This is a genomic window from Rhodococcus sp. RCBS9 (genome assembly GCF_029457415.1).
GTDB lineage: Bacteria > Actinomycetota > Actinomycetes > Mycobacteriales > Mycobacteriaceae > Rhodococcus_F > Rhodococcus_F qingshengii.
Genome location: NZ_CP120422.1, coordinates 3471768 through 3495591, shown reverse-complemented (window position 1 = coordinate 3495591; position 23824 = coordinate 3471768). Strand labels below are relative to the sequence as shown.

The window sequence follows — 23824 nt, the reverse complement described above, 5'->3', positions numbered from 1 at the left end:
GGTTACTCCGCTCTTTCGTTGGTCAGCAACGGATCCCACAGTCGTCGGGCGAGAACTCCGAACCGAGTCGGTTCCTCGGCCCAGACGAACTCGTCGTCCGACGGCGGATCCGCAGCCAACTCCGCAAGTGTTCGAGCCTCTCCGAAAACGTAAGTGTTGCTCGGATCGATCATCTCGCCGTACTGCCCGGTCCACTGGGTGTCCGCACCGTTTGTCGCATCGTCGACCGACTCCCCACCAAAGCGTCGGCGCGCATATTCGGCTGAAGTCGCGGCCCACATCGGCAACGGGCGCTGCAGCCCCCGCTCCCGTAGGTCCACCAATTGCTGCAGTATCTCGACCGCATTGCCCGGCGCATCGAGCACCGACCGTGCCGCTGCTGTCTTTCCCCGACCCCGTCCGATCGAGACTGCATCGAGCGGACCGGGTCGTCCGTGTGATTTCAAGGCGAGGAGATTGATCCAGGCCGTCATCCGATGTTTAGGCGCCAGTGAGGAATACGACGCTCGCACCACTGAATTGCCGTGCACACCGGTTACCGTTCCGGTGAGACGACGCCCGTTACCGAGGTCTATGTCGACGTCGACAGCTTCGGAGTCTCCGTCGAAGTGCGGCAAGGCAAGTCCGGCAATCTGATCGACCACCCATTCGACGTTGCCCAGAACCGTAGCGCCCAGGTTGTAGGGCGGCAGAGTGCCGCGGCGCCACTCGGCTGCACGAAAATCCGCAGAGCTGCGTCCAGCCAAGCGCGAGAGAAGCATTCGGTCACCCAGAGCCCAGGTGGACAGTGGATCGAGCTCGGTTGCCAGCGAATCCGCGATGTCGTCGTCGAGTTCCGGTACCCGGACGCCGAGGCGTTGGCGCAGAAAACCACGCGCGGGATGTACCAGGAAGTTCACCAAGTCGGCGATGTTAACTTCCTTCGGATGCACCTCGGGTAGCTCGGCCGACAAGACTGTCGGCAATTCGACCGGTGTTCCGGAGGCAGCCCTCGCACCGGCCAGCGCTGCCGTGTCGAAGCTGAACGGCTTGTTCGGCGCGAAGTTTCGATTGTCGAACGATTGCAACGGATGCCGTGTCAGCACTCCGTTGATCGCTTCCGGACCCACCGTCGCACTGAGTACGTCGAGAAGGCCACTGAGGGGGATCGCCGGTGGTCTGACGACACCGGTGACCGGATCGGCACCGGTATACAACAGAATCAGATGTTCGCCCGCAGACATCACGGCATCGAGAAGCAGTTGCCGGTCTTCACTGCGCAGATCACGCTCCCCCACAACGGGATCACGGGACAAGATGTCGTCGCCGTCGACTCCACAGGTTCGAGGGAACACCTCGTCGTCGAGTCCGATCAGCACGACCACGCGATGCGGTACCGAACGCATCGGAACCATCGTGCACACCGTCAGTTCGCCGGTTCGGAAGTTGGCACGCGTCGGTCTGCCCGCGAGGCTGCGCGAGAGCATCGCGCGAACATCGGCCAGACGTAACACCGTCTCTCCGCCGAATTCGACAGCAGCTACCAGTTCGCGGTGGGCCCCCGCGCTCTGCCAGGAATCTGCGGGCGCTGTGTCGGTCAGCAGATCCAGGGCCCGCATCAGCACACGAAGCCATTCGGCCGGTGAATGTGGGCCGGCAAGATCGCGAAGCGAGACGGCCAGGCGATCGACGAACTCTGCGAAACGTCCAGTCAGGTCGATGTCTGTGCCGTCCACGTCATCGAGTGGTAGCGCGAGATCCAACCAGGCATTTTCCGATTCGTCCGCGCTGACCCCCAACAAGATTCGGTCCATGGCGGTGTTGAAGGTGTTCTGCGGAAATGCGTCGAGGCCGAACGTGGCACGCTGCCGACTACCGATTCCCCAGCGAGCACCCGCTTCCGTCGTCCATTCCCGCAGTCTTTCCAACTCGTCGTCGCCCCACGAAAAACGTGTGCGGACAGGCTCGGTCGCGGCCAGGTCGAGAACCTCACTGGCTGTGGCCCGGCCGTCGGCCAATTCGAGGAGAGAGCCGAGAACGGCCAGGACAGGATTGGTCTGACGTAATCCGCGGTCTGCCAGCCTTACTCGAAGGAGATGCCCCGGGTGGCCATGGACGCCTTGCCCGAATGCAGCACGAACCAAAGGTGCGTACGTTTCGACGTCCGGGCACATCACGAGTACGTCGCGCGGCTGCAATGTCGGGTCGTCCTCGAACAATCGGAGCAGACATTCGCGGAGCACCTCGACCTGCCGTGCCGGCCCGTGGCAAGCGTGGACCTGAACTGTCCCATCCGGTTCCGCTGCAACCCTGGGAGCACGATCTGCGATGACATCGGCCTTGACCGTCGCCAGGAGAGATTTCGGGCCGGCTGGTTCGGGAAGATGCACCGACTCGAACTCGGCGGCACCGAGGCTGATCTGAAGTTCACGAACGTCGCGAGCAAGACTCGACAGCAACGGATTGGCGGATATCAGCGCTGACCCGTCTTCCGAACGTCGGATCGTGCTCTCACTTCGAGGCGGTATGCGCGAGCTCATCTTGGTCCACAGCGCGGGGCTGGGATGCGGGAGCCAGATGTGCACGTCCCGATTCGCACTGAGTGCGCTCAAGATCATTCGCTGATCGACCGGCAGCCGTGTCGGCCCGAAGACCGACAGGCGTTCCGGTAGGTCGACCAAGGCCGGGTCCTCGACCAGTGCGCGGCTCACTTGCCCCAGTCGCTCTGCGGGCCCCGGAACGTCGATCTTGTCCGCGACGATGCACCACAGACGTGCCTGCCATTCGAAATCCTCCGACAGCGCCAATCCGTGTCCGTCGGTCAACCGCCCGGCGGCCCAGTCGATCAGCATCTGCGGGCGTTGCGCGGCATAACTGCGGAAGAGTTCGGTGACATGTGTGGCGGAGGCAAACCGTCGACCTTCACGATGGCCTTCGAGATGTTTCGCCAGGACTCCGCACCAGGGCTCGCCGAGGGACTCGTCGATCACATAGAGAACCGTCCACACCAATCGCGTCGGCGACCATGGGTCGTCGTCAGCCGTGATTCCACTGACCGCGGCCACGGACTCCGCGACCAGGCGCGCGGGTGAAGGAAACGCGATGTTCGCAGAAATTCCGTCCACTGCTGACGGTCCGGACGTGCCTAGCTGGGAGGACAGCCGCTGATTGAGCCAACGCTCGACGCCCTTGGCCGGCACCGCAACAGTTTCCCGGGCGAATGGATCCGACAGCGGGGTACGGAGGAGCGTGGCCAACGCCGAGACCAAGGTGTCCGAACGCTCGGCCCGGTACAACTTCAGCAATCTTCGCTCCCCTCACTCCGTCCAGACGTCCATCTCACCACGGCGCTGTGACAGGAGACGCCGAACCAGCCTCACGCAGCGGTGACGCGCAGGCAACATGACCGCAACCGGACGTTCGTACTGTGCGGGAATGACCAGTCCCGTCACCACACCTCGCCCCGCTGGAACCGGTCTCGACATCTCCGGCCTCGGCAAGACCTTCGAGATGGGTCGTCGGTCGGTGACCGCGCTGACCGACGTGTCCCTTCAAACCAGCGAAGGCTCTTTCCTGTCTCTGCTCGGGCCGTCCGGATGTGGGAAGTCCACCGTTCTCCGCATCCTTGCGGGCCTCGATAGTCCGACGTCGGGAACGGCCCTTGTCAACGGACAGTCGCCGGCCGAGTTACGCAAGCGCCGCGAACTCGGAATCGCCTTCCAGGATTCGGCTTTGCTGCCGTGGCGAACAGTGGCCTCCAACATCAAACTGCCCCTTCAGGTTGCCGGCATCGATCCCGACCCCGACCTGATAGCCGACCTGATCGCGCTCGTCGGCCTCGAAGGATTCGAGAAGGCCAAGCCCGCCCAATTGTCCGGCGGTATGCGTCAGCGTGTGTCGATCGCACGATCGCTCGTGGTCAAGCCGAGTGTCCTCCTACTCGACGAACCCTTCGGCGCGCTGGACGACATGACCCGTCAACGGCTCAACATCGAATTGCTCAGGATCTGGACCGAGAAACCGGCGACCACGTTGATGGTGACTCACGGAATCGCCGAAGCCGTGTTCCTCTCCGACGTCGTCGCCGTCATGACGCCGCGGCCCGGACGCGTCCTCGAAGTCGTGCCGATCGACCTGCCGCGCCCGCGTACACCCGAGATGATGCGTACACCCGAGTTCCACGAGATCCACGACTACCTCTCCGGACTGCTCTTCGGAAAAGCAGGCGTCGCATGACAATTACCGATATCGAGAACGTCGCGACCGCGGCGGCGCAGCCATCTGTGCCGCGCCGGATCCGATTGAAGCGTCCAACGTGGTTCGGCGGTGCAGTCGGCATCTGCGGACTGATCGCTCTCTGGTGGATTCTGGCGGCGGCCGGTGTTGCGGGAGGCACGATTCCGACGCCGTGGGTGGTTGTCTCGACGATGTTCGACGACGGTTGGTCGCTGTACGGACCCAATTTCACCGTCACGGCTTCCGGTGCGCTGCAGGGCTTTCTCTGGGGAAACCTGCTGGCGATAACGCTTGCCGTGCTTGTCGTTCTCATTCCGCCCATCGAGGGATTGGCCACACAACTGGCGATCCTGAGCTACTGCACACCGCTGTTGGCGCTTGGCCCAATCATCCTGGTCGTCTTCGGCGGCCGGACCCCCACAATCTTTCTCGCCGCAATGTACTGCTTCTTCACCACGATGGTCGGCACACTCGCCGGCCTGAGATCGGCCGACAAGACGAGCCTCGATCTCGTCGCCGCCTACGGCGGTGGGCGTTGGCAGAAGTTCACCAAAGTTCAACTTGTGAGCGCACTTCCGAGCACCTTTGCTGCCCTCAAGATTGCTGCACCTTCGGCCGTACTGGGTGCAATTCTCGGTGAGTATCTCGGCGGGGTGGACAGCGGGATCGGCGTCGCACTAACGGCCGCTCAGACGTCGTACAACGTCCCGCGAACGTGGGGAATGGCTATCGCCGCCGCCTTGCTCGCCGGTCTGGGGTACGCCGTCGTCGCAGCGATCGCCCGGCTCGTCACGCCGTGGACCAGCGCTCCGGGAGCACAGAAATGACCTCGGTACGAGGAACATTGAGATTCCTCGCCCCGATTGCCATCGCCTCGGCGCTGTTGCTTGTCATCTGGGTGGTCTTCCTCAACGCCTTCCCCCAGGTCGGCCCGCGTGTGGGAAAGACGCCGGCCGACGTCTGGGAGTACCTGTTCTCCGGCCCAAAATCCGCCGACGCTCGTTCGGGCATCGTCGACAACCTGTTCATCACTCTGCGCGACGCCGGTGTCGGCTTTGCCGTCGGAATGACTGCCGCGCTCGTGGTGGCATCGATCTTCGTCGTTTCCCGCACTGTCGAACAGACTTTCATGCCCGTTGCAATGCTTCTACGATCTGTTCCTCTCGTTGCGATGACCCCGATCATCGTCCTGATATTCGGCCGCGGAATCGTGGGTGTGACAGTCATGGTTGCGATAGTGGTGTTCTTCCCAGCCCTCGTCATGATCATGGTCGGTCTACGTGCCGCTCCAGCTCAGGCACAAGACCTCATCGCTGCGTACGGCGGGAGTCGTTGGACCGCATTGCGAATGGTGTCCGTACCGTCCGCACTTCCGGCGGTGTTCGCCGCCGCTAGGGTGTCAGTGCCCGGCGCTTTGATCGGAGCACTGATCGGCGAATGGCTCGGTAGCGGTCAAGGCTTGGGTTCGAGCATGATCAAAGCCATTCCGCGCTACCAGTACAACGAATTGTGGGCATCTATCGTGGTGATCACCGTGGTGTCGATCGTCCTCTACGCCGTGGTCGGGATCTTCGAAAGCATCGCTCTGTCTCGTTTCGGTCCTTCGGCGGGCAAGTCGTGACATCTGTTAACACGACCTCAACAAACTCTCTCTCCCAAGCAAACTGAACGAAACCGACTGGCCCTAGTGTTCCGATTCATGACGCCATTCAAGCCCGTCCGCCAGCTGGACCGCAGGGCCTTCTTCCGCTACTCCGCGCTGACCGGCATCGCAGTCGCCGGTAGTGCGTCATTGCTCGCGTGTAGCAGTGACTCCAGCAGTTCGAGTGGCGGAACCACGGACGACGGTTCCGAATTCGGAACAGTTGCAGTGCAGTTGTCCTGGATCAAGAACATCGAGTTCGCCGGTGAGTACTTCGCTCTCGACAAGGGGTACTACAAGGATGCCGGGTTCGGGAATGTAGACCTGGTGGCAGGTGGCGCAGCCGGCACCGGCGTCGAAGCCGGCCTGGACACCGGCAAGGTGTGGATCGGAATGTCCGCACCGCAGCTCACAGCCCCCGCCGTACTCGACGGACTGGAGGCAAAGATCGTCGGTGCGACATTCCAGAAGAATCCGTTTGCGATTGTCAGTTCCGCTGCGGCACCGATCAACTCACCACAGGACATGATCGGCAAGAAGATCGGCGTCCAGGATTCCAATCAGCTCGTCTTCGGAGCTCTCCTGGCAGCAAACGGCCTGACCGAAAGCCAGATGACGATCGTGCCCGCGCAGTTCGATCCGAGCCCCTTGGCAAACGGCGAGGTGGACGGCTGGGTCTCCTACGTGACCAACGAGCCGATCACACTGGCCGCCAAAGGTTTCCCCAACGCCCACTTCCTCTTCGCGGACTACAACCTGCCGTTGGTCGCCGAATCGTTCACGGTTCTCCAGTCCACCATCGACAACGAGAGGGACAAGCTCAAGGCATTCCTGAAGGCCGAGATCCAGGGTTGGAAGGACGCGGTCGCTGATCCGGCAGAGTCGGCGCGGCTTGCCGTCGAGGTCTACGGCAAGGATCAGAACCTGGAACTCGAAGAGCAGATCAAGGAAGCCACCGCACAGAACGATCTTGTGGTGTCGGCAGATACCAAAGCAAACGGGTTGTTCACGATGACACCCCAACTGATCGAACAGAACATCGCGGCACTGTCGAAAGCTGGGCTGGAGATTACAGCGGAGCAACTGTTCGACATGTCGATCCTCGAAGAGGTGTACGCCGAGAATCCGGAGTTGATCTGACTGAGCCGAGCGTCAGCGAACCTCTCGCGCGAGTACGCCCGAGATGAATAGCTGTACAAGGACCTCGGCCTTGTACCGGTCATCGGACCCAGCACCGATACAAAGGTTCCCGATGCCTTTGAGCACGTTGTACGCATCAACCCGCGAAGCAGTGCCAACGGACTCGAGCGCTGCCGCGAGGAGGGAGTCACATACCGGGACGAGGCGGTCGACGAAGTAGGTATGCAGAGCGTCGGACCCGGCGCTGTCTCCCTGCAGTGCACCGGCGAGCCCATGCTTGGTGACCAGGAACTCCACGAACAAAGCCACCCATGCCCGCAAAGCCGCCTCGGGCGTTGCACTCTCCGCGAGCATCTGTGGGCCCGCGTCCGCACACGCCTCGACTTGGTGTCGGTATACGGCGACCACCAACTCGGGACGCGTCGGGAAGTGGCGGTAGATCGTCCCCATGCCGACGCCGGCCTTCGCCGCAATCTCCCGCACCGGAGCGTCGACTCCGGACTCCACGAACACTGCTGCCGCCGCGTCGAGCAGCGCCTGCTCGCTTCGACGTGGGCGACCGACTTGCTTGGGAGAGGCGACGCGCGACTGCTCGTCCTGGGCATCAGCCATGTGCACTCCTCGCTGACTCACAACATATGTTTGCATTACGGAACAACGCTCCGTAATGTTGCGGAGCGACGCTCCGATAAACAGTATCGCAGGGTGCAGCCTCAGCAAGGAACTTGCCATGACCTCATCAATGATCGACACCCTGAACGGCATCATCGGCGCCGGCGCCCCGGTCGTCTCCGTTGCCCCCGTCGAGTTGTTCGCCCCCGATCGACCTGTCCCGCTGGAAGTACGTGTGTCTGCTCCGGCAGCAGGCACGAACCTCCCCGTTGTGGTGTTCTCCCACGGCAACGGCTGGAACCTCGATGGATACTCGCCACTCACGGCATTCTGGGCATCCCACGGATTCGTGGTGATCCAGCCGACACATCTGGACTCGCGCCGGAACGGTTTCGGGTTCGACCACCCGGTTTTCCCCACGATCTGGACCGAGAGGATCGCGGATCTCACACGCATCCTTGATCAGCTCGACACCATCGAATTTGCCGTGCCCGGGCTTGCCGGCCGCATCGACCGCAGTCGAGTTGCCGCCACTGGTCACTCCTGGGGCGGGCAAACCGCTCAGTCGCTCCTCGGAGCAAGGATCTTCGACGAGGCCGGCCAGGTCGGCCAGGACATGTCCGACAGTCGCGTCACCGCGGGAATCCTGTTCGCAGCAACCGGTCTCGGCGGCGAGAACCTGCATCCGTTCGCGCAGGCGAACTTCCCGTTCATGCGCCCCTCGTTCCAGGAACTGACGACGCCGACACTCGTCGTCGCGGGCGACCACGACCAGTCCAAGATGTCCAGCCGCGGACCTGACTGGTTCACCGACGCCTACACGCACAGCCCCGGAGCCACCGACCTCCTTTCCTTCTACGGTGCCGAGCACGCACTCGGTGGAATCGTCGGATACGAAGTCGCCGAGACCACCGACGAGAACCCAGAGCGGGTCGCCGCCATCCAACGGATGAGTACTGCCTACCTTCGGACCGCGTTGCGCATCGATGAGACCAGTTGGCCAGCGGCCCGGGCCGCGTTCAGCGACAACGCCGACCCGATCGGCCGAGTCGACACCAAGTAATGCGGCAGTGATCCAACTTATTGGCCGAAGTTGAACCTGAGATTCGCATTTATCAAAGTGTTGAGCCGCTTTCGCATTCTGACAACCTCTGCCTCGGGCGGTATCGGATCGTCCAAGAAGAGCGTCCAACGCAGCATCGTGCTGTTTCCGACCGCCTCGATGTCGAATCGGATGACGGCGTCGGGTCGGTCCGGCCAGATCGACGACCAGATCACCAACTCCGGTTCTTCAGCCCTGACGATCTCCGGTGCGATCTCGCTCTCGAGAAGTTCCAGCCAGTGCCGGGCGGGCTGGCGGTACGGATCGATCAATGCCTCGAACATGAAGCGCGCAGGCGGCGGCTGGCTCCGGCGCCTCGTCGCGACTTGCTGCATGACACGAGCGTAACCGCCTCTCAAGGGCATACCTCTGCCGTCACCCTGCAAGATCCACGAAAACCGGGATAAATCGGACACTGTCGGAGGACACTCAGGAGTACATCCGTCTGGGAGGGCCGCTCATGCGTAAACGCCATCAGGTTCTGCTTGCAGTGTCCGCAGCGATCGGACTGTCGCTGACGCCGATCAATGCGTCGGCAACACCGAGCACGGGAGTACACGGAGAAATCCTCGGGCAGGTGACTTTCGACGGCAAGGACTACATCCTGCGCCAGATCACCATCGACCCCGGCGGTTCCACCGGTTGGCACTTCCACGACGGGACGCTCTACGCGCTGATCGCGCAGGGCACGTTGAGCCACTACCGATCCGATTGCTCCGTCGACGGGATCTACAGCGCCGGAAATACTTTGATCGAACCGAGCGGTTCAGATCATGTGCACATCGGAAACAACTCGCAGACAACACCATTGGTGCTCGAGGTCGTCTACGTCAATCCGGCGGGCAGCCCCCTCTCCGAAGATGCTGCGCCTCCTAACTGCCAACTACCCGGCTGACGGGGCAGAAGAGTTAAACCGCACCGGCATCGATTCGAGCCCGGACACGAAGTTGGCCGCACGCCGCTGCAACGGCGCGTCGGTGGCAAGTTCCATGTCCGGCAGCCTGGCGAAGAGTTGCTCGAACATGATCCGTCCCTCCAACCTGGCCAGCTGATTGCCCAGACAGAAATGAGTTCCGAAGCCGAAGGCCACGTGCGGATTCGGTGTGCGGCCGACATCGAACCGTTCGGCGTTCAGGAACACGGACTCGTCGAAATTTGCCGATTCGAAGAGCAGCAGCATCTTCTCACCTGCCTTCAGCTGCGCGCCGAAGAAATCGGTGTCACGGGTCAGGGTTCGAGCCATGTTCTTGATCGGCGAGGACCACCGCAGCATCTCCTCCATTGCCAAGGGAATGGCATCGGGATCGTCGACTAGCTCCCGGCGCTGGTCCGGATGGCGCAGTAGCTGTTCCATGCCGCCGCTGAGCACGTGCCGTGTGGTCTCGTCACCGCCGATCAGGATCAGCAGGGATTCGTTGACGATTTCCTGATCGGAGAGGGCTTCGCCGTCGACCGCACTGTGAATCAACGTGCTCACCAAATCGTCGGCCGGGTCGCTCCTCCGCTCGGCGATGGTTCGCATCATGTACGCGGTGAAATCGACGTACACAACCATCATGGCCTGCAGTTGATCCTGGGAAGCGTTGCTTCCCAATGCCTTCACCAGATCATCCGACCACCGCAGAAACAACGCGCGTTCCTCGGGACGGACACCCAACATGTCGCCGATGACGGCCATGGGAAGTGGTGCCGCCAGGTCTGCGACGAAGTCGGCTTCTCCTTTCTCACAGACGGCGTCGATCAGTTGATCGCAGATCTCCCGGATACGGCCGGCCTTGGCTTCGACCTTCTTACGTGTGAAACCCGCGTTGACCAAGCGTCGACGCGTGAGGTGCTGCGGGTCGTCCATGTCGATCATCTGCGGCAATGGACCCGTTTCGGGACGGATGCCGCCGGCGTTGGAGAACAGTTCGGGATCCCGCTCGGCTGCGACGACGGCGTCGTAGCTCGCGGCCGCGGTGATTCCGTTGGCGTCGTCTCGGTACACGGGCTCGTGATCACGCATCCAGGCGTACGCGTCGCGCACATTCCCGAGGTCTCCGCTGTAGAAGCGTCCGTCGATCAAATCGAAGGTCGGTCTGGTAGCCATCACTCCACCTCTCGCACAACCCTTGCCTCAATAAGTAGAACCTGTTCCTATATAGCGTGGGGCGTTTTCACCGAAGCCGAACCGGAAAACCTCCAGAATCAGCACGCGAGCCCGCCGGAGCAACGACCAGGAGACACGCATGGACGACGACACCGCCTCAGCGGGCATACCCACTTTCGCCGGCACATCGATACTGGTGACCGGCGGCGGTAGTGGCATCGGCCTGGGCATCGCTCGTTCGCTGGTTGGGTCCGGCGCTCACGTCACGATCTGCGGACGCAACAAGGAGAAACTCGATGCTGCCGCCGAATCGATCCGGCAGTCGAGTCCGGAAGGATCGGTCAGCGCCTCTCCTGCCGACGTCACGATCGAGGCAGACGTCGTCGCTGCTGTCGCCGCGGCGGTCTCCGTCACCGGAAAGCTCGACGGAGTGGTGGCCTGCGCGGGCGGGAACGAAACCATCGCCCCGGTCACGCAACTCGACGTCGACGCGTGGCGCCGCACCGTCGACCTCAACGTCACGGGGACCATGCTGACGATCAAGCACGGCGCGCGGGCACTGGTGGCAGGAGGCGGTGGATCCATCGTCGCGATCTCGTCGATCGCCAGCAGCAACACACATCGCTGGTTCGGCGCGTACGGAGTCTCGAAGTCCGGCGTCGACCACCTGGTGCGGTTGACGGCAGACGAACTGGGCGCCAGCAACATTCGTGTCAACGCGATTCGGCCGGGGTTGACCCGAACGGATCTGGTCGCGCTCATCACCGACGGTGGCCCCATCCTCGACGACTACCTGGCCAACACTCCACTCGAACGCGTCGGTGAAGTCGAGGACGTCGCCGGCCTCGCTTCCTTCCTCCTCGGACCGCAATCCACCTGGATCACCGGGCAGATCATCAACGTCGACGGAGGCCAAATGCTGCGCCGCGGACCGGATTTCCGCTCGATGCTCGAACCCGTCTACGGCTCCGACGGACTCCGCGGGGTGGTCGCGCCATGAGCTACACGATTCTGGGCAAGAAGGTCGAGATGCCGGTCGAGGTTCGCACCGCGTCGGCCTTCATGGCGCTGTATTCGGTACCCAGCGCAACCGCGCAGTCGATCATCGACTACACCGGCTTGACGGTGCTCCAGTACCGTCCCGGTCGGGCGCTGTGCGGCCTGGTTTTTGTCGACTACATCGACGGGGATCTGGGGCCGTACAACGAATTCGGAGTGACGTACATGGTGCGCAGCCACACTGCGCCTCCCGAAACCTCGGTGCTGGGAGATCTACGTTCGCTCGCTGCCGGAACTGCAGGGGCACTCATTCACGAGTTGCCGGTGGACGGCGAGTTCACCAAGGCCGCCGGCCGGGAAATCTGGGGATTCCCGAAGGTGCTCGCCGAGTTCGACACCGAGCACGTCGGCTCGGTCAAGCGCGGATCGGTCTCTCGCGACGGCAAACTCATCACACAGTTGAGTGTGAAATCCGGCGTCAGCGTGCCGGGCGGCGGAGCCAACATGTCGTTGGCCGCGTACTCACATCTCGACGGCGCCACCAGGTGCACGTCGTGGGACATGGCACCGACCGGCGTCAAATCGCGCCCTGGTGGAGCCGAGGTTCAACTGGGCAGTCACCCGATGGCGGCGGAGCTTCGGAAACTGGGACTCCCCCGCCGGGCCCTGATGACCACGACCATCAAGAACCTGGCGATGACGTTCGGGGAGGCCACAACAATCTGAGTGTCGGCCGACGGCACCCCTTTCGGTCACGTGTGACTCGGGCTACACTCCTGGACGGTTGACCAACTCGCGTCAGACCGCCCGAAAGGACACTCGTGCAGATCACCCGACGCACCGTACTGGCAGGCGCTGCCGCCGCACCTGCGCTCGCCGCTCTGTCGACGAACCAGGCCGTCGCAGCTTCGCCGGCACGCACCGTTTCACCCGCACGCACCGACAAGTCGTCGGCGTCACTGCAGGTGGGCGTCGGAATTTCCGACGTGACCGGACCGGTCGCCGAAGTCGGCATGATGGGCTACTCGAGCTTCGATCAACGCGCCGAAGGCCTGCACCAGCGAATGCGCGCACGCGCCTTCATCTTCGAGTCCGGCGGGTCGCGGGTCGCCTACGTGTGCGTCGACAACTGCATGATCTTCCAGTCCGTTCACGACGAGGTCCTGCGCCGACTGGCCGGGAGGTTCGGTGACATCTACACCGAACGCAACGTCATGTTGACGGCCATCCATTCACACGCGGCATGTGGTGGGGCCTCGCACAACTACGCGTACAACCTCGCAGTTCTCGGCTTCGAACTGCAGGTGTTCGAAGCCGAGGTCAACGGCATGGTCGAGGCGATCAGCGCTGCGCACGAGAACCTGGCGCCAGGCACGGTCCGTTTCGGGCGGTCCGATCTCACCGATGCCAGCGTCAACCGATCGCGAGTGGCGTTCGACCTCAATCCCGAAGAGGACAAGGCCTACTACCCCGGTGGCAACGACCACCACATGCGTGTCATGCGGATCAGTCGGGGCAGCAAGGACATCGGAGCGATCAACTGGTTCGCCACCCACTGCGCCTCGCTCACGAACGAGAACCATCTCATCTCCGGGGACAACAAGGGCGCCGCGGCGTACTTCTGGGAGCACGACGACCAGGGCGTGCGCTACCTCGACGGCGACACCAGCTTCATTGCTGCGTTTCCGCAGACCAACAGCGGCGACATGTCACCCAACCTCTTCCTCGAGCCCGGACGCGGACCGACCGAAGACGAATTCGAGAACGCACGCATCATCGGGCTGCGCCAGGTTGCGGCGGCTCGAACTGCCTTCGACGCGGCGTCCGACACCGTCACCGGTGGCGTCGACAGTCGGATCATGTACCTGGACATGGCAAATCAGGTGGTGAGCGGAAGATTCACCCCCGACGGACGCGAGCACCGCACCGCTCCGGCCGCGATCGGCGCGGCAATGAGCGCCGGAAGCGTCGAGGACGGACCGGCAATCCCGATCTTCCCCGAGGGCACCCGAAACCCCATGATCGACGCCCTGGGCGGTATGGATGCTCCTGTGCCTCAATGGCTTCAGGACGCACAGGCGCCCAAACTCGTAGTCGTTCCGGTCGGCCTGCTGCCACCGGGAGGATGGGTGCCGAACGTACTCAAGATCCAGATCCTGCGGATCGGTCAGTTCTACATCGTCGGTGGCCCTGCGGAATTCACCATCGTCTCCGGATTACGAGTGCGTCGAACCGTCGCCGAGGAGCTTGGGGTTCCCCTCGAGAACGTCATCTTCCAGGGATACGCGAACTCGTACTCGAGCTACTGCACCACACCACAGGAATACGATTCGCAGCAGTACGAGGGCGGTTCGACGATGTTCGGTCGTTACACACTGCCGGCCTATCAGCAGGGGTATGCCGCCCTTGCAGCCGCGATGCGCGACGGCACCGAACCTCCTCGCGGCCCCGCTCCGGCCGACCTGTCCGGGTTCCAACCCAGCTTCGGACCTGGCGTCGACTTCGACGAGCCCTTGCCGGGAACACAATTCGGCGACGCAACCGTCCAACCCGGCGACACCTCACCGGGTGGGCAGGTTGCCGTCGAGTTCGTCACCGGCCACCCCAAGAACGACACTCACCGAAACGGGACCTTCTACGAGATCCAGCGCAATACCGGCGGATCCTGGACACGGGTCGCCGACGACAACGACTGGTCCACCAAACTGCACTGGCGCCGGGTCGGGAGCAACGGTTCCGTCGTGCGCATCACGTGGGATGTTCCGGCCGATACTCCGGCGGGTACGTATCGAGTCCAACACTTCGGTGCGTCGAAGGCTCGGGGTAGCGGCGCGATTTCGCCGTTCTCCGGGGTGACCGCCGAATTCCGCCTCACCTGACCCGCGTGAACGTATCGCTCCCCTTGTTGGACAAGGGGAGCGATACGTTCACGCGATGGGGTCAGAGCGCAGTGGACAGGTTCAGGCGGCGGTCGGGTGCAGCGAGGTGCTCGGCGTCGACGGCTCTGACGCTGCCGGGCGGTCGATTTTCGCCGCGACGAGCAAGACCAGCAGACCGGCGACAGTGACTGCCGCTCCCATCCAGATCGGGGAGGTGAAGCCGAGTCCCGCGGCGATGGTGATTCCGCCCAGCCATGCCCCGAGTGCGTTGCCGACGTTGAAGGCGGCGATGTTGGCACCCGATGCCATGGTCGGTGCTGCCGACGCGTAGTTCATGATCCGCATCTGCAACCCGGGTACCGTCGCAAAACCGAAGGCGCCCATGAAGAACAGTGAGATCACTGTCATGACCTTGCTCTCCGCGGTGGCGGCGAACACGATCAGAACGACGGTCAGGATCGCGAGAATCCAGACCAGCGCCTTCGTGAGCGAACGGTCGGCCGCCTTGGCGCCGAGGAAGTTACCGACGAACAGGCCCGAGCCGAAGAGGATGAGCAGCCACGGAACGCTGGACGTCGCGAAGCCGGTGACCTCGGTGAGGGTGAAGGCGATGTAGGTGAAGGCTCCGAACATTCCGCCGTAGCCGAGGATGGTGATGGCGATCGAGAGCCATACCTGCTTGTTGCGGAATGCCCCCAACTCTCCGCGCAATCCGCCACCGGTCGTGCTGGCGGGCGTCGTCGGGACGAGTGCTGCAATTCCGATCAGGGCGATGACGCCGATGACGGTGATGGCCCAGAACGTCGAGCGCCATCCGAGTTGCTGGCCCAGCAGCGTGCCGAACGGAACGCCGAGAACGTTGGCGATGGTCAGGCCCGCGAACATCATCGCGATGGCGCCGGCGCGCTTGTTGGGCGCGACCATGTCGGCGGCAACCACCGAGCCGATTCCGAAGAACGCACCGTGGCACAGCGCCGCGACGATGCGTCCGCCCATCATGACCTCGTAGGAGGGAGCGAGCGCGGACATCAGGTTGCCGATGATGAACAGCACCATGAGCGAGAGAAGGACCTTCTTGCGCTCGAAGCGGGTGACGGCAGCGGTCAGGAGGATCGCGCCGATCGCCACCGACAGTGCGTAGCCCGAGATCAGGTAGCCCGCGACGGACTCGGTGACCTCGAAATCAGCCGAGACCTCGGGCAGGAGGCCCATGATGACAAATTCGGTGAGGCCGATCCCGAACCCGCCCATAGCGAGGGCAATGAGACCCAATGGCATCTCGATGTTCCTTTCACAGATTTACGCGTAAGCCGTTAGCGGGCGTGTGCATTAGTTGCAGGCGCGCTATAAATAGTTGCACGCGCGCGCTACATGCGCAAGCTGGTAACCTGGAGTCGCAGGAAACGGACAAGGAGAATCACATGGGGATCGCCGACGACGCCGTCGAAATCCGTTCGCAAGGGTGGCGCACGCTCGCAGCACTGCACGGCGCCCTCGACACCGAACTGGAACGCGCGCTCCAGCGTGAGCACAAACTGTCCGTCGTCGAATACACCGTGCTCGACGCACTGAGCCGCCAGGATGGCTGGCACATGCGGATGGCTCAGTTGGCTCGCGCTGCCGCACTGAGCAGCAGCGCCACGACGCGCTTGGTCAATCGACTCGAAGATCGAGGACTATTGACGCGCATCCTGTGCGCCGACGACCGTCGAGGCATCTACACCGAGCTGACGCCGGCCGGCCGCGAGCTTCTCGAAAGCGCACGGCCGACGCACGACGCCACCCTCGAAGCCGCACTCGACGAGGCATGCAAGACACCCGAACTCGCGCCACTGGTGCGCGCCCTCCACGAGCTTCCCGTCGGCTAGAAGTCTGCCGGAAGCAGGGCACGCTCTTTGATGCCCGAGACCACCTGAGCGACAAACACACTCGCATCGACGACCACCCGCCCACCACGCGCGGGGACCAGAACGTCGACGGTGCCGCCGTGCACCTCGTTGTCTCCGATCACCGCGATGTACGGGTCACGGTGAGTGCGTGCCTCGCGGATGCGACGTCCCAACGATCCGTCAGGCGCGATCGCCACTCGAACATCGCGAGCCTCGAGATCGGCCCGCAAACGCTCGGCCTCAACCTGGTGCCGGTCGCCGACGGGCAGAATCGAGACTTGGTTGGGTGCCAGCCACGGCGGCATCCGCCCTTCGAACCTTTCGATCAAAAGCGCAGTCATGCGTTCCATCGATCCGAGCAAGCCCCGATGGATCATGACGGGGCGAGCCTTGGATCCGTCCTCAGCGGTGTACTCGAGGTCGAACCGCTCCGGTTGATTGAAGTCGAGTTGCACGGTCGAGAGTGTTTCCTCGCGGCCGTGCGCGTCTCGCACCTGGACGTCGATCTTGGGACCGTAGAACGCTGCCTCCCCCTTCGCTTCCACGTACTCGATCGAGCGTGCATTCAGCGCCCCGCGAAGGTGATCCTCGGCGTCCGCCCACTGCTCGTCGGTGCCGAGGTACTGCCCCTCTCCCCCTCTGATCGAGAGGCGGTACTTCCGTTCGGCAATCCCCAGAGTCGAGTAGCAGCGCTCGATCGCGTCGAGCGCGACGATCACTTCCGCTTGCACTTGTTCGCGACTACAGAAGACATGTGCGTCGTCGAGATTGATCTGTCTGACTCGACTCAATCCGCTGAGAACTCCGGAGAGTTCGCTACGGAACATCGAGCCGAGTTCACGAACCCGGAAAGGTAGCTCGCGATAACTACGACCGCGAGCGGCGAATACCTGAGCGTGATGGGGACAGTTAGCCGGACGAAGGAGAAATGACTCTCCGCCTATCTTCATTTCGGGAAACATGTCGTCCGAGAACTTGGACCAATGCCCAGATCTCTCGTACAACTCTTTCTTCGCCATAACGGGGGTATAGACACCCCGGCATCCGGATCGCGCTGCTTGTTCGGCGGCGAACTTTTCGAGTTCGTTCCTGATGATCGCGCCGTCCGGTAACCAGAGTGGGAGGCCCGCCCCGACGATGGGGGTGGTGGCGAAAAACTCCAGGTCGCGCCCGAGTTCGCGGTGGTCAACGCTCATGAGAGGTCTCCAAATCGTTCAAGGGGAGACGCACACGGAGCGACGAAACAGGAAAGCCCCGGGGCGATAACTCCCGGGGCTGAAAGGGTTCGGTCAGCAGTTGCTAAACGATGCGCCGGAAGAGAACCGGCGTCGTCGTGTTGTGCGCAATACTGACCATGTACGTGAGGTTACATCAACTTCCTACCCACCTACAGCCCGAATTGTCGGGCCTCTATGCTGACGCAACTGGGAAGGCGCAGCAGTAGCCAACGAAACACCCACGAAGAGCGAAGTTTCGGCAATCATGTCCGAACGTGAGGTTCTCGGATATGAGGAGGATGTGCGACGGTGCCGGACCACTTGCTCGAACAGTTGATCACCATTCCTTTGTTCACGGGAATCATCGGGTACATCACCAATTGGTCGGGCGTCCTGATGCTTTTTGCGCCGATCAACTTCCACGGGATCAAAGTGCCCGGACTCAAACTGCTCTTCCCGTTCCTCCCCCGGCGCGTTCAGGTGATCCCCGCGATCACCAGCGACGGCAGATTCGGTTGGCAAGGCATCGTCCCCTCGCGGGCGGAGAAGATGGCGTCGATCGCCGTCGACAAATCCCTCGCGAAAGTCGGCAGCATCGCCGATTTCTATCGCGTCCTGGACCCGGACAGCATCGCCGAGCACTTGGTGAACATTTCTCGCAGTGAAGTGCGCGGCGTGGTCACCAGAATCATGACGGCCGAGAATCCTCAGCTCTGGCACAACCTTCCGACGTCGGTGAAGGAGGCCGTCTTCCGCAAGGTGGAGGACGATCTGCCGGCCAGCGTGCGCATGATCACCGACCGCATCGAAGAGGACATCGACGAGTTCATCGACGCGAAGCTGATGGTGATCCGCTACCTCTCTTCGCACCCCAAACTGCTCAACGACATCTTCCGCACGATGGGCAACAAAGAGCTCAGGTTCATGCAGAACTTCGGCTTCTACTTCGGGTTCCCGATGGGCTTCGTGCTCGTCGGAATCCTCCATCTGGTTCCGCAGTGGTGGGTGCTTCCCATCGGTGGCGTGATCATCGGGTACATCGTGAACTACCTCGGAATCACGATGATCTTCGAACCGATCACCCCCAGCCGTTGGGTGCCGTGGCGGCAGGGACTGTTCCTGAAACGCCGCACCGAGATCATCGCCGGGTACGCAAAAACCCTCGCCGATCACGTCGTGACGCTCGAGAACATCGGCACCGAACTCCTCGAAGGTCCCCGCTCGGACCGAACGCGGCGGATGCTCGATCAGGTACTGCGCGAATCCGTCGACGACGCAGCCGGCTGGGCAAAGTCGGTGGTCAAGATGACCGTTGGTTCGCAGAGCTACAAGCGTCTGCCCGGCCTGGCCACCACCGAAGTGCTCGACCTGTACCCAAGGGTCTTCGAGGACGCGGAGTTCGCCGAGAACCAGTCGGAGAAGATTCGTGTCTTCGTCACCGAACGCATGAGCATCCTTTCACCGGAAGATTTCAGCGAACTACTACGCTCAGCCGTCAAGCAGGACGAGTGGCTGTTGTTCGTACACGGGGCCGTGCTGGGCTCGTTTGCCGGTTTCCTACACCTCGCAATATTCGGAGTATGAGCATGAGTGAGCACGACCATCGCATGATCGTCGAAGCGGAATCGTACGACTGGGCTGCGGACATCACGCCGGTCGAATCCGTCGAAAAGCGTCTGATCCGTAGCCTCGTCGGGCTGACCGCCACGACGACGCTCACGTCGATCAAGCTGACAGGGTGGGCTTTCGGAACAGCGAAGGAGGCGACGCGGCAGATCGTTCAGGCTGCCGCCGAAGCCGCGGCAGAGGCCGCTGAATCGGCCAATGTTCAATCCGAACGTCGGGCCGAGAACTCCAACGGAGACGGCTCGCGGACCGAGAACCTACGGGCAGCAATGGCAACTCGTACCAATCGCAAGCAGAGCGTCGAGGCCACTCTCGCGGCGCTGCGGGCACGTGGCGACAGGTTGCTGGACCGTTCCGCGGACGTGACCGATCGTGACGATCTGCACCCGGCCTACGACCGGATCCTCGACGAGATCGCACCCGACGAAGCCCGAATTCTTCGGCTGTTGGCCACCTCCGGTGCGCAACCGAGCGTGGACGTACGCACGGCGCGGCCGTTCGGAGTCGGCTCGGAGATGATCGACGAGGGTCTGTCGATGATCGGAGAACTGGCGGGCTGTCGTCATCTGGACCGCATCAGCGCCTACCTGAACAACCTGCATCGGCTCGGTTTGGTGGCGTTCTCACGAGAGCCCGTCGAGGCCGACCGGTACCAGGTGGTCGAGGTACAGCCGTCGGTGATCGAGGCGGTCAAGCGCGCCGGCCGATCGAACAAGATAGTGCGTCGTAGCATCCTGTTGACGCCGTTCGGTGACGACTTCTGTCATACCTGTTTTTCTCTGTAGGGCCTCCGGCCCTGTGCGCCTTTTTGGTAGTTACCACTACCAAAAAGGCGCACAGGGGGCTTGCCCCCTAAAGCCAGGTATCTTCTGTCGTGGTCGTCAGGAACGCTTCCAGATCGTCACGCCAGGTAGCCGGAACAGTCTTGTCCGGCTCGATGCCCGTGTACTGCCCGCGATAGAAGAGCAGCGGGCGTTCGGTCTTGATCTCACTCATCGACGACACCCGACCGAAGACGACGTAGTGATCGCCACCGTCGTGGACGGTTTCCACCGTGCAGTCGATGTGTGCAAGGGACTTGTCGATGATCGGCGAGCCCAGAGGCGATGGCGTCCAATCGATGCCGGCGAACTTGTCCGGCTCACGTGACCCGAAACGAGCACACACCGCCTGCTGTTCCTCCGCCAACACGTTGACGGCGAACTTACCGGTCCGCTCGATTGCCGCCCACGACCGAGAACCCTTGGTGGGGCAGAACAACACCAAAGGCGGGTCGAGTGACAGGGCCGCGAAAGACTGACATGCGAACCCGACAGGCTCACCGTCGTCGACTGTCGTGATGATGGTGATACCCGTGCAGAATTGCCCGAGAACCGTGCGGAACTGGCGTGGATCGATCGCCTGCTCCGCACTCACCGACGCGTCGGGCGAACTCACGGCTTCATTCCCACCGTGAAGTCGTGACCCCACAGGCTCACGGCCGTGCTTTCCCTCGCGATCCAGTTTTCGTCCTCGACCTCTAGCCCCTCACAACCGAATTCGATGTCGAACCCGCCTGGAGTCTTCATGTAGAACGAGAGCATCTCGTCGTTGACGTGGCGACCGAGAGTCGCCGACATCTTGACCTTCTTGCGCAGTGCCCGGTCGAGGCACAGTCCGACGTCGTCGGAGTTCTCCACTTCGAGCATCAGGTGCACGATGCCCGTCGGGTTGGGCAACGGCAGGAACGCCAAGCTGTGGTGACGCGGGTTGCAGCCGAGGAACCTCAGCCACGCCGGGTCGCCGTCCGCGGGCCGGCCGACCATCTGCGGAGGCAGACGCATCGAGTCGCGAAGCTTGAATCCGAGTACGTCGCGGTAGAACCGCAGCGAAGCATCGTCGTCATCGGTGGTGAGCACGACGTGGCCGAGGCCCTGCTCACCCGTCACGAACCTGTGCCCGTACGGGCTCACGATCCGGCGGTGTTCGAGAGCAGCTCCGTGGAACACCTCGAGGGAGTTGCCCGAGGTGTCCTCGAACGCGATCATCTCGTCGACGCGACGGTCCTTGAGCTGCTCCGCCGTGCCTTCCTTGAACGGAACACCGGCTGCCGACAACCTGTCACGGATATCCTGCAGCTCAGCGGCATTCGCGGTTTCCCAACCCGAGACGAGCAGACGGTCCGTGTCGTTCGGAACGATGACAAGACGCGCCGGGAAGTCGTCCATACGCAGATACAGCGATTCCGCGTCGACGCCCTTGCCCTCGATCATTCCGAGGATCTTGAGTCCGTATTCGCGCCACGCAGCCATGTCGGTGGCCCCGATGCGCATGTACGCCAGAGATCGAATACCCATCATTTACCTCCGTCGAGCAGGAAGTCGGTTGCGAGCCGGTTGAATTCGTCGAACTTCTCGAGCTGCGCCCAGTGACCGCAACCGCCGAAGACGTGGAGCTGCGCGCGCGGGATCATCTTGAGCGCGACCAGTGCGCCGTCGAGAGGGTTGACCCGATCCTCACGGCCCCAGATCAGCAACACACGCTGACGAAGCTTGTACGCCTCGCGCCAGAGCATGCCGAGCTCGAAGTCACCGCTGGAGAAGGACTTACCCATCGCCTTGGCCGCAGCCAGCGACTCGGGAGTGCTGGCGGCAGCGAAACGTTCGTCGACGAGTTCCGGCGTGATCAGCTTCTGATCGAAGACCATGATCCGCAGGAATGCTTCGAGGTTTTCTCGGGTGGGCTGGTAGCTGAACTTTCCGAGGTTCTTGACGCCCTCGGTGGGGTCCGGCGCAAACAGGTTGACACTCAGACCGCCGGGGCCCATCAGAACGAGGCGACCCGCACGGTCCGGGTAGTCGAGCGCAAAGCGAACAGCAGCGCCACCACCGAGCGAATTGCCCAGCAGATCAACGCGACCGGTGATCTCGAGCGTGTCCAGGAGATCGTTGAGCGCCGACGCACTGTGCACGAAGTACTGCGGATGCTCCGTCGGCTTGTCGGACTGCCCGTAACCGGGCTGATCGACCGCGATGACGTGAAAGCTCTTCGCCAACACCGGAATGTTGCGGGCGAAGTTAGACCACGACGACGCGCCTGGGCCACCGCCGTGCAGCAGCACGATGGTCTTGTCGTTTCCGACGCCCGACTCGTGGAAGTGCAGTTTCAGATCGGGGCGCACTTGCGCGAACCGTGAAGTGGACTCGTAGGTGAGGGCTTCTTCGGTGGTTGTCACTGAGCCTCCTCTAGACCATCGTGTCGGTGATCGGCAGACCGAATTCGCCGGTTCCGAACATGACGTAGGCGCGTTCGGGATCGTTGGCGGCGTGGACGCGACCAGCGTGAGCATCGCGCCAGAAACGCTGGATAGGAGTGCCGTTCTGCAGCGCCGTGGCGCCGGAGTTCTCGAAGAGCTTGTCGATCGAGGCGATCGCGCGGCCCGTGGCGCGCACCTGGTCACGTCGAGCGCGCAGCCGCAGTTCCATCGGAACCTCTTCGCCCGCAAGGATCAACGCGTACTCGTCGGCGACGTTGCCGGAGAGCTGACGCCACGCGGCGTCGATGTCGCTGGACGCCTCGGCGATGCGCACCTTGGCAAACGGATCGTCCTTCGACTTCTCGCCGGCGAACGCAGCGCGCACACGCTTGCCCTGGTGCTCGACGTGCGCTTCGTAAGCTCCGTAAGCCATTCCGACGATCGGTGCCGAGATCGTCGTGGGGTGAATGGTTCCCCACGGCATCTTGTAGACCGGCGCGGTGTTGTTCTCGAGGCCCGGGGCGGTCAGTTCGCTCATCGCCCGGAAGCTCAGAACGCGATGCTTGGGAACAAAAACATCCTTGACCACAACGGTATTGGAGCCGGTTCCACGCAGACCGACCACATTCCACACGTCGTCGATCTGGTAGTCCTCGCGAGGAATCAGGTAGCTCACGAAATCGACTGCGCGGCCGTCCTTGAACACCGGACCACCGAGAACGGCCCAGCTGGCGTGGTCACAACCCGAAGACCACGCCCACGCACCGTTGACTTTGTATCCACCCTCGACTACTTCACCCATACCCATCGGGGCGTAAGAGGACGAGATGCGAACGTCAGTGTCGTTGCCCCACACGTCTTCCTGTGCCTGCTGAGAGAAGAGGGCGAGGTGCCAGTTGTGTACCCCGATGATCGAGGAGACCCACCCTGTGGAACCACACGCGCTGGCGATCTTCTTGACCGCGGAGTAGAACAGCACCGGATCGGCTTCGTATCCGCCCCACTGCTTCGGCTGCAGCAAGCGGAAGAAGCCTGTTTCCTGGAGAGCCTTGATGGACTCGTCGGGGATACGACGCAGATCCTCGGTCTCCTGTGCGCGCTCGCGCAGTGCCGGCAGTAGTGCGTCGAGCCTCTGCATCACCTCGTGGCTGTCATGGTTACCCACTTCGACGCTCCCGT

General features: G+C 62.5%; 22 protein-coding genes. 12 read left to right on the top strand and 10 right to left on the bottom strand.

Annotated features, from left to right (window positions below; translation table 11 throughout):
* Window positions 1-2: 2 nt before the first annotated feature.
* Complete coding sequence (gene recC / locus P0M12_RS16480) at window positions 3-3284, bottom strand: exodeoxyribonuclease V subunit gamma (RefSeq protein WP_277376570.1); 3282 nt, start codon at window positions 3282-3284, stop codon at window positions 3-5.
* Window positions 3285-3381: 97 nt separating this feature from the next.
* On the opposite strand from recC, the gene P0M12_RS16475 reads away from it, so the two are divergent.
* The 4 genes from P0M12_RS16475 to P0M12_RS16460 all read left to right on the top strand — a co-directional run bounded on the left by P0M12_RS16475 (window position 3382) and on the right by P0M12_RS16460 (window position 6997).
* Window positions 3382-4215 (top strand): ABC transporter ATP-binding protein, encoded by an 834-nt coding sequence (locus P0M12_RS16475; RefSeq protein ID WP_003945415.1) that lies wholly within the window; start codon window positions 3382-3384, stop codon window positions 4213-4215.
* Window positions 4212-5042 carry an ABC transporter permease subunit gene (locus P0M12_RS16470; protein ID WP_003945560.1) on the top strand — a complete coding sequence of 277 codons (831 nt, stop codon included), beginning with the start codon at window positions 4212-4214 and terminating at the stop codon, window positions 5040-5042. Before P0M12_RS16475 ends, P0M12_RS16470 begins: the two co-directional genes overlap by 4 nt.
* Window positions 5039-5836 carry an ABC transporter permease subunit gene (locus tag P0M12_RS16465; protein ID WP_054825129.1) on the top strand — a complete coding sequence of 266 codons (798 nt, stop codon included), beginning with the start codon at window positions 5039-5041 and terminating at the stop codon, window positions 5834-5836. The genes P0M12_RS16470 and P0M12_RS16465 overlap by 4 nt, the downstream gene beginning before the upstream one ends.
* Before the next feature lie 78 nt (window positions 5837-5914).
* Entirely contained in the window at window positions 5915-6997 is a 1083-nt protein-coding gene (locus tag P0M12_RS16460) for an ABC transporter substrate-binding protein (RefSeq protein WP_031332841.1), read from the top strand.
* A gap of 12 nt (window positions 6998-7009) precedes the next feature.
* On the opposite strand, the gene P0M12_RS16455 is transcribed toward P0M12_RS16460, so the two are convergent.
* Window positions 7010-7609, bottom strand: coding sequence for a TetR/AcrR family transcriptional regulator (locus tag P0M12_RS16455; protein ID WP_031332839.1), 600 nt, complete (start codon window positions 7607-7609; stop codon window positions 7010-7012).
* A 118-nt stretch (window positions 7610-7727) separates the two neighbouring features.
* Here P0M12_RS16455 and P0M12_RS16450 point away from each other — a divergent pair, with 118 nt between their 5' ends.
* Window positions 7728-8672, top strand: a complete 945-nt coding sequence (locus P0M12_RS16450; RefSeq protein ID WP_081557356.1) for an alpha/beta fold hydrolase — start codon at window positions 7728-7730, stop codon at window positions 8670-8672.
* Window positions 8673-8689: 17 nt separating this feature from the next.
* Here P0M12_RS16450 and P0M12_RS16445 read toward each other — a convergent pair whose 3' ends face one another.
* Entirely contained in the window at window positions 8690-9046 is a 357-nt protein-coding gene (locus P0M12_RS16445; protein WP_054188055.1) for a hypothetical protein, read from the bottom strand.
* A gap of 125 nt (window positions 9047-9171) precedes the next feature.
* Between P0M12_RS16445 and P0M12_RS16440 the strand changes: the two genes are divergently transcribed.
* A complete protein-coding gene (locus tag P0M12_RS16440; protein ID WP_003945598.1) occupies window positions 9172-9606 on the top strand; it encodes a cupin in 435 nt (144 codons plus the stop codon).
* Here P0M12_RS16440 and P0M12_RS16435 read toward each other — a convergent pair.
* Complete coding sequence (locus tag P0M12_RS16435; RefSeq protein WP_158170143.1) at window positions 9595-10800, bottom strand: cytochrome P450; 1206 nt, start codon at window positions 10798-10800, stop codon at window positions 9595-9597. The genes P0M12_RS16440 and P0M12_RS16435 overlap by 12 nt on opposite strands.
* A 139-nt stretch (window positions 10801-10939) precedes the next feature.
* Between P0M12_RS16435 and P0M12_RS16430 the strand changes: the two genes are divergently transcribed.
* The 3 genes from P0M12_RS16430 to P0M12_RS16420 all read left to right on the top strand — a co-directional run bounded on the left by P0M12_RS16430 (window position 10940) and on the right by P0M12_RS16420 (window position 14678).
* Window positions 10940-11800 (top strand): SDR family oxidoreductase, encoded by an 861-nt coding sequence (locus tag P0M12_RS16430; RefSeq protein ID WP_158170142.1) that lies wholly within the window; start codon window positions 10940-10942, stop codon window positions 11798-11800.
* The gene (locus tag P0M12_RS16425; protein ID WP_007734116.1) at window positions 11797-12525 is read left to right on the top strand and encodes an acetoacetate decarboxylase family protein; all 729 of its coding nucleotides are present in this window, start codon (window positions 11797-11799) and stop codon (window positions 12523-12525) included. Before P0M12_RS16430 ends, P0M12_RS16425 begins: the two co-directional genes overlap by 4 nt.
* A gap of 95 nt (window positions 12526-12620) precedes the next feature.
* Entirely contained in the window at window positions 12621-14678 is a 2058-nt protein-coding gene (locus P0M12_RS16420; protein ID WP_158170141.1) for a neutral/alkaline ceramidase, read from the top strand.
* 81 nt (window positions 14679-14759) lie between these two features.
* On the opposite strand, the gene P0M12_RS16415 is transcribed toward P0M12_RS16420, so the two are convergent.
* Entirely contained in the window at window positions 14760-15956 is a 1197-nt protein-coding gene (locus tag P0M12_RS16415) for an MFS transporter (RefSeq protein WP_064075146.1), read from the bottom strand.
* Window positions 15957-16099: 143 nt separating this feature from the next.
* On the opposite strand from P0M12_RS16415, the gene P0M12_RS16410 reads away from it, so the two are divergent.
* Complete coding sequence (locus P0M12_RS16410) at window positions 16100-16546, top strand: MarR family transcriptional regulator (protein ID WP_003945852.1); 447 nt, start codon at window positions 16100-16102, stop codon at window positions 16544-16546.
* Here the strand turns inward: P0M12_RS16410 and thrS are convergent.
* On the bottom strand, window positions 16543-17763 hold the full coding sequence (gene thrS / locus P0M12_RS16405) for a threonine--tRNA ligase (RefSeq protein ID WP_073512031.1): 1221 nt from the start codon (window positions 17761-17763) through the stop codon (window positions 16543-16545). The two genes, P0M12_RS16410 and thrS, sit on opposite strands and share 4 nt — an antisense overlap.
* 330 nt (window positions 17764-18093) lie before the next feature.
* Here thrS and P0M12_RS16400 point away from each other — a divergent pair, with 330 nt between their 5' ends.
* The gene (locus P0M12_RS16400) at window positions 18094-19368 is read left to right on the top strand and encodes a hypothetical protein (protein ID WP_007734105.1); all 1275 of its coding nucleotides are present in this window, start codon (window positions 18094-18096) and stop codon (window positions 19366-19368) included.
* 2 nt (window positions 19369-19370) lie between these two features.
* Window positions 19371-20195 carry an Abi-alpha family protein gene (locus P0M12_RS16395; RefSeq protein WP_003945623.1) on the top strand — a complete coding sequence of 275 codons (825 nt, stop codon included), beginning with the start codon at window positions 19371-19373 and terminating at the stop codon, window positions 20193-20195.
* 67 nt (window positions 20196-20262) lie between these two features.
* Here P0M12_RS16395 and hsaB read toward each other — a convergent pair whose 3' ends face one another.
* The 4 genes from hsaB to hsaA are packed head-to-tail and all read right to left on the bottom strand — an operon-like array spanning window position 20263 to window position 23810.
* Complete coding sequence (gene hsaB, locus P0M12_RS16390; RefSeq protein ID WP_003945677.1) at window positions 20263-20847, bottom strand: 3-hydroxy-9,10-secoandrosta-1,3,5(10)-triene-9,17-dione monooxygenase reductase subunit; 585 nt, start codon at window positions 20845-20847, stop codon at window positions 20263-20265.
* Window positions 20844-21746: an iron-dependent extradiol dioxygenase HsaC gene (hsaC, locus tag P0M12_RS16385; protein WP_158170140.1), complete on the bottom strand. Its 903-nt coding sequence runs from the start codon at window positions 21744-21746 to the stop codon at window positions 20844-20846. Before hsaC ends, hsaB begins: the two co-directional genes overlap by 4 nt.
* Window positions 21746-22624 carry a 4,5:9,10-diseco-3-hydroxy-5,9,17-trioxoandrosta-1(10),2-diene-4-oate hydrolase gene (gene hsaD, locus P0M12_RS16380; RefSeq protein ID WP_007734101.1) on the bottom strand — a complete coding sequence of 293 codons (879 nt, stop codon included), beginning with the start codon at window positions 22622-22624 and terminating at the stop codon, window positions 21746-21748. The genes hsaC and hsaD overlap by 1 nt, the downstream gene beginning before the upstream one ends.
* Before the next feature lie 10 nt (window positions 22625-22634).
* Window positions 22635-23810, bottom strand: a complete 1176-nt coding sequence (gene hsaA, locus P0M12_RS16375) for a 3-hydroxy-9,10-secoandrosta-1,3,5(10)-triene-9,17-dione monooxygenase oxygenase subunit (protein WP_039973406.1) — start codon at window positions 23808-23810, stop codon at window positions 22635-22637.
* Between the last annotated feature and the right edge of the window lie 14 nt (window positions 23811-23824).

Coding starts and splice junctions, on each gene's coding strand:
- P0M12_RS16395 (WP_003945623.1), top strand. CDS start 19,371: ATGAGTGAGCACGACCATCGCATGATCGTCGAAGCGGAATCGTACGAC.
- P0M12_RS16410 (WP_003945852.1), top strand. CDS start 16,100: ATGGGGATCGCCGACGACGCCGTCGAAATCCGTTCGCAAGGGTGGCGC.
- P0M12_RS16415 (WP_064075146.1), bottom strand. CDS start 15,956: ATGCCATTGGGTCTCATTGCCCTCGCTATGGGCGGGTTCGGGATCGGC.
- P0M12_RS16475 (WP_003945415.1), top strand. CDS start 3,382: ATGACCGCAACCGGACGTTCGTACTGTGCGGGAATGACCAGTCCCGTC.
- P0M12_RS16450 (WP_081557356.1), top strand. CDS start 7,728: ATGACCTCATCAATGATCGACACCCTGAACGGCATCATCGGCGCCGGC.
- hsaC (WP_158170140.1), bottom strand. CDS start 21,746: ATGGGTATTCGATCTCTGGCGTACATGCGCATCGGGGCCACCGACATG.
- P0M12_RS16445 (WP_054188055.1), bottom strand. CDS start 9,046: ATGCAGCAAGTCGCGACGAGGCGCCGGAGCCAGCCGCCGCCTGCGCGC.
- P0M12_RS16470 (WP_003945560.1), top strand. CDS start 4,212: ATGACAATTACCGATATCGAGAACGTCGCGACCGCGGCGGCGCAGCCA.
- P0M12_RS16430 (WP_158170142.1), top strand. CDS start 10,940: ATGGACGACGACACCGCCTCAGCGGGCATACCCACTTTCGCCGGCACA.
- P0M12_RS16465 (WP_054825129.1), top strand. CDS start 5,039: ATGACCTCGGTACGAGGAACATTGAGATTCCTCGCCCCGATTGCCATC.
- P0M12_RS16455 (WP_031332839.1), bottom strand. CDS start 7,609: ATGGCTGATGCCCAGGACGAGCAGTCGCGCGTCGCCTCTCCCAAGCAA.
- P0M12_RS16435 (WP_158170143.1), bottom strand. CDS start 10,800: ATGGCTACCAGACCGACCTTCGATTTGATCGACGGACGCTTCTACAGC.
- thrS (WP_073512031.1), bottom strand. CDS start 17,763: ATGAGCGTTGACCACCGCGAACTCGGGCGCGACCTGGAGTTTTTCGCC.
- P0M12_RS16440 (WP_003945598.1), top strand. CDS start 9,172: ATGCGTAAACGCCATCAGGTTCTGCTTGCAGTGTCCGCAGCGATCGGA.
- P0M12_RS16425 (WP_007734116.1), top strand. CDS start 11,797: ATGAGCTACACGATTCTGGGCAAGAAGGTCGAGATGCCGGTCGAGGTT.
- P0M12_RS16460 (WP_031332841.1), top strand. CDS start 5,915: ATGACGCCATTCAAGCCCGTCCGCCAGCTGGACCGCAGGGCCTTCTTC.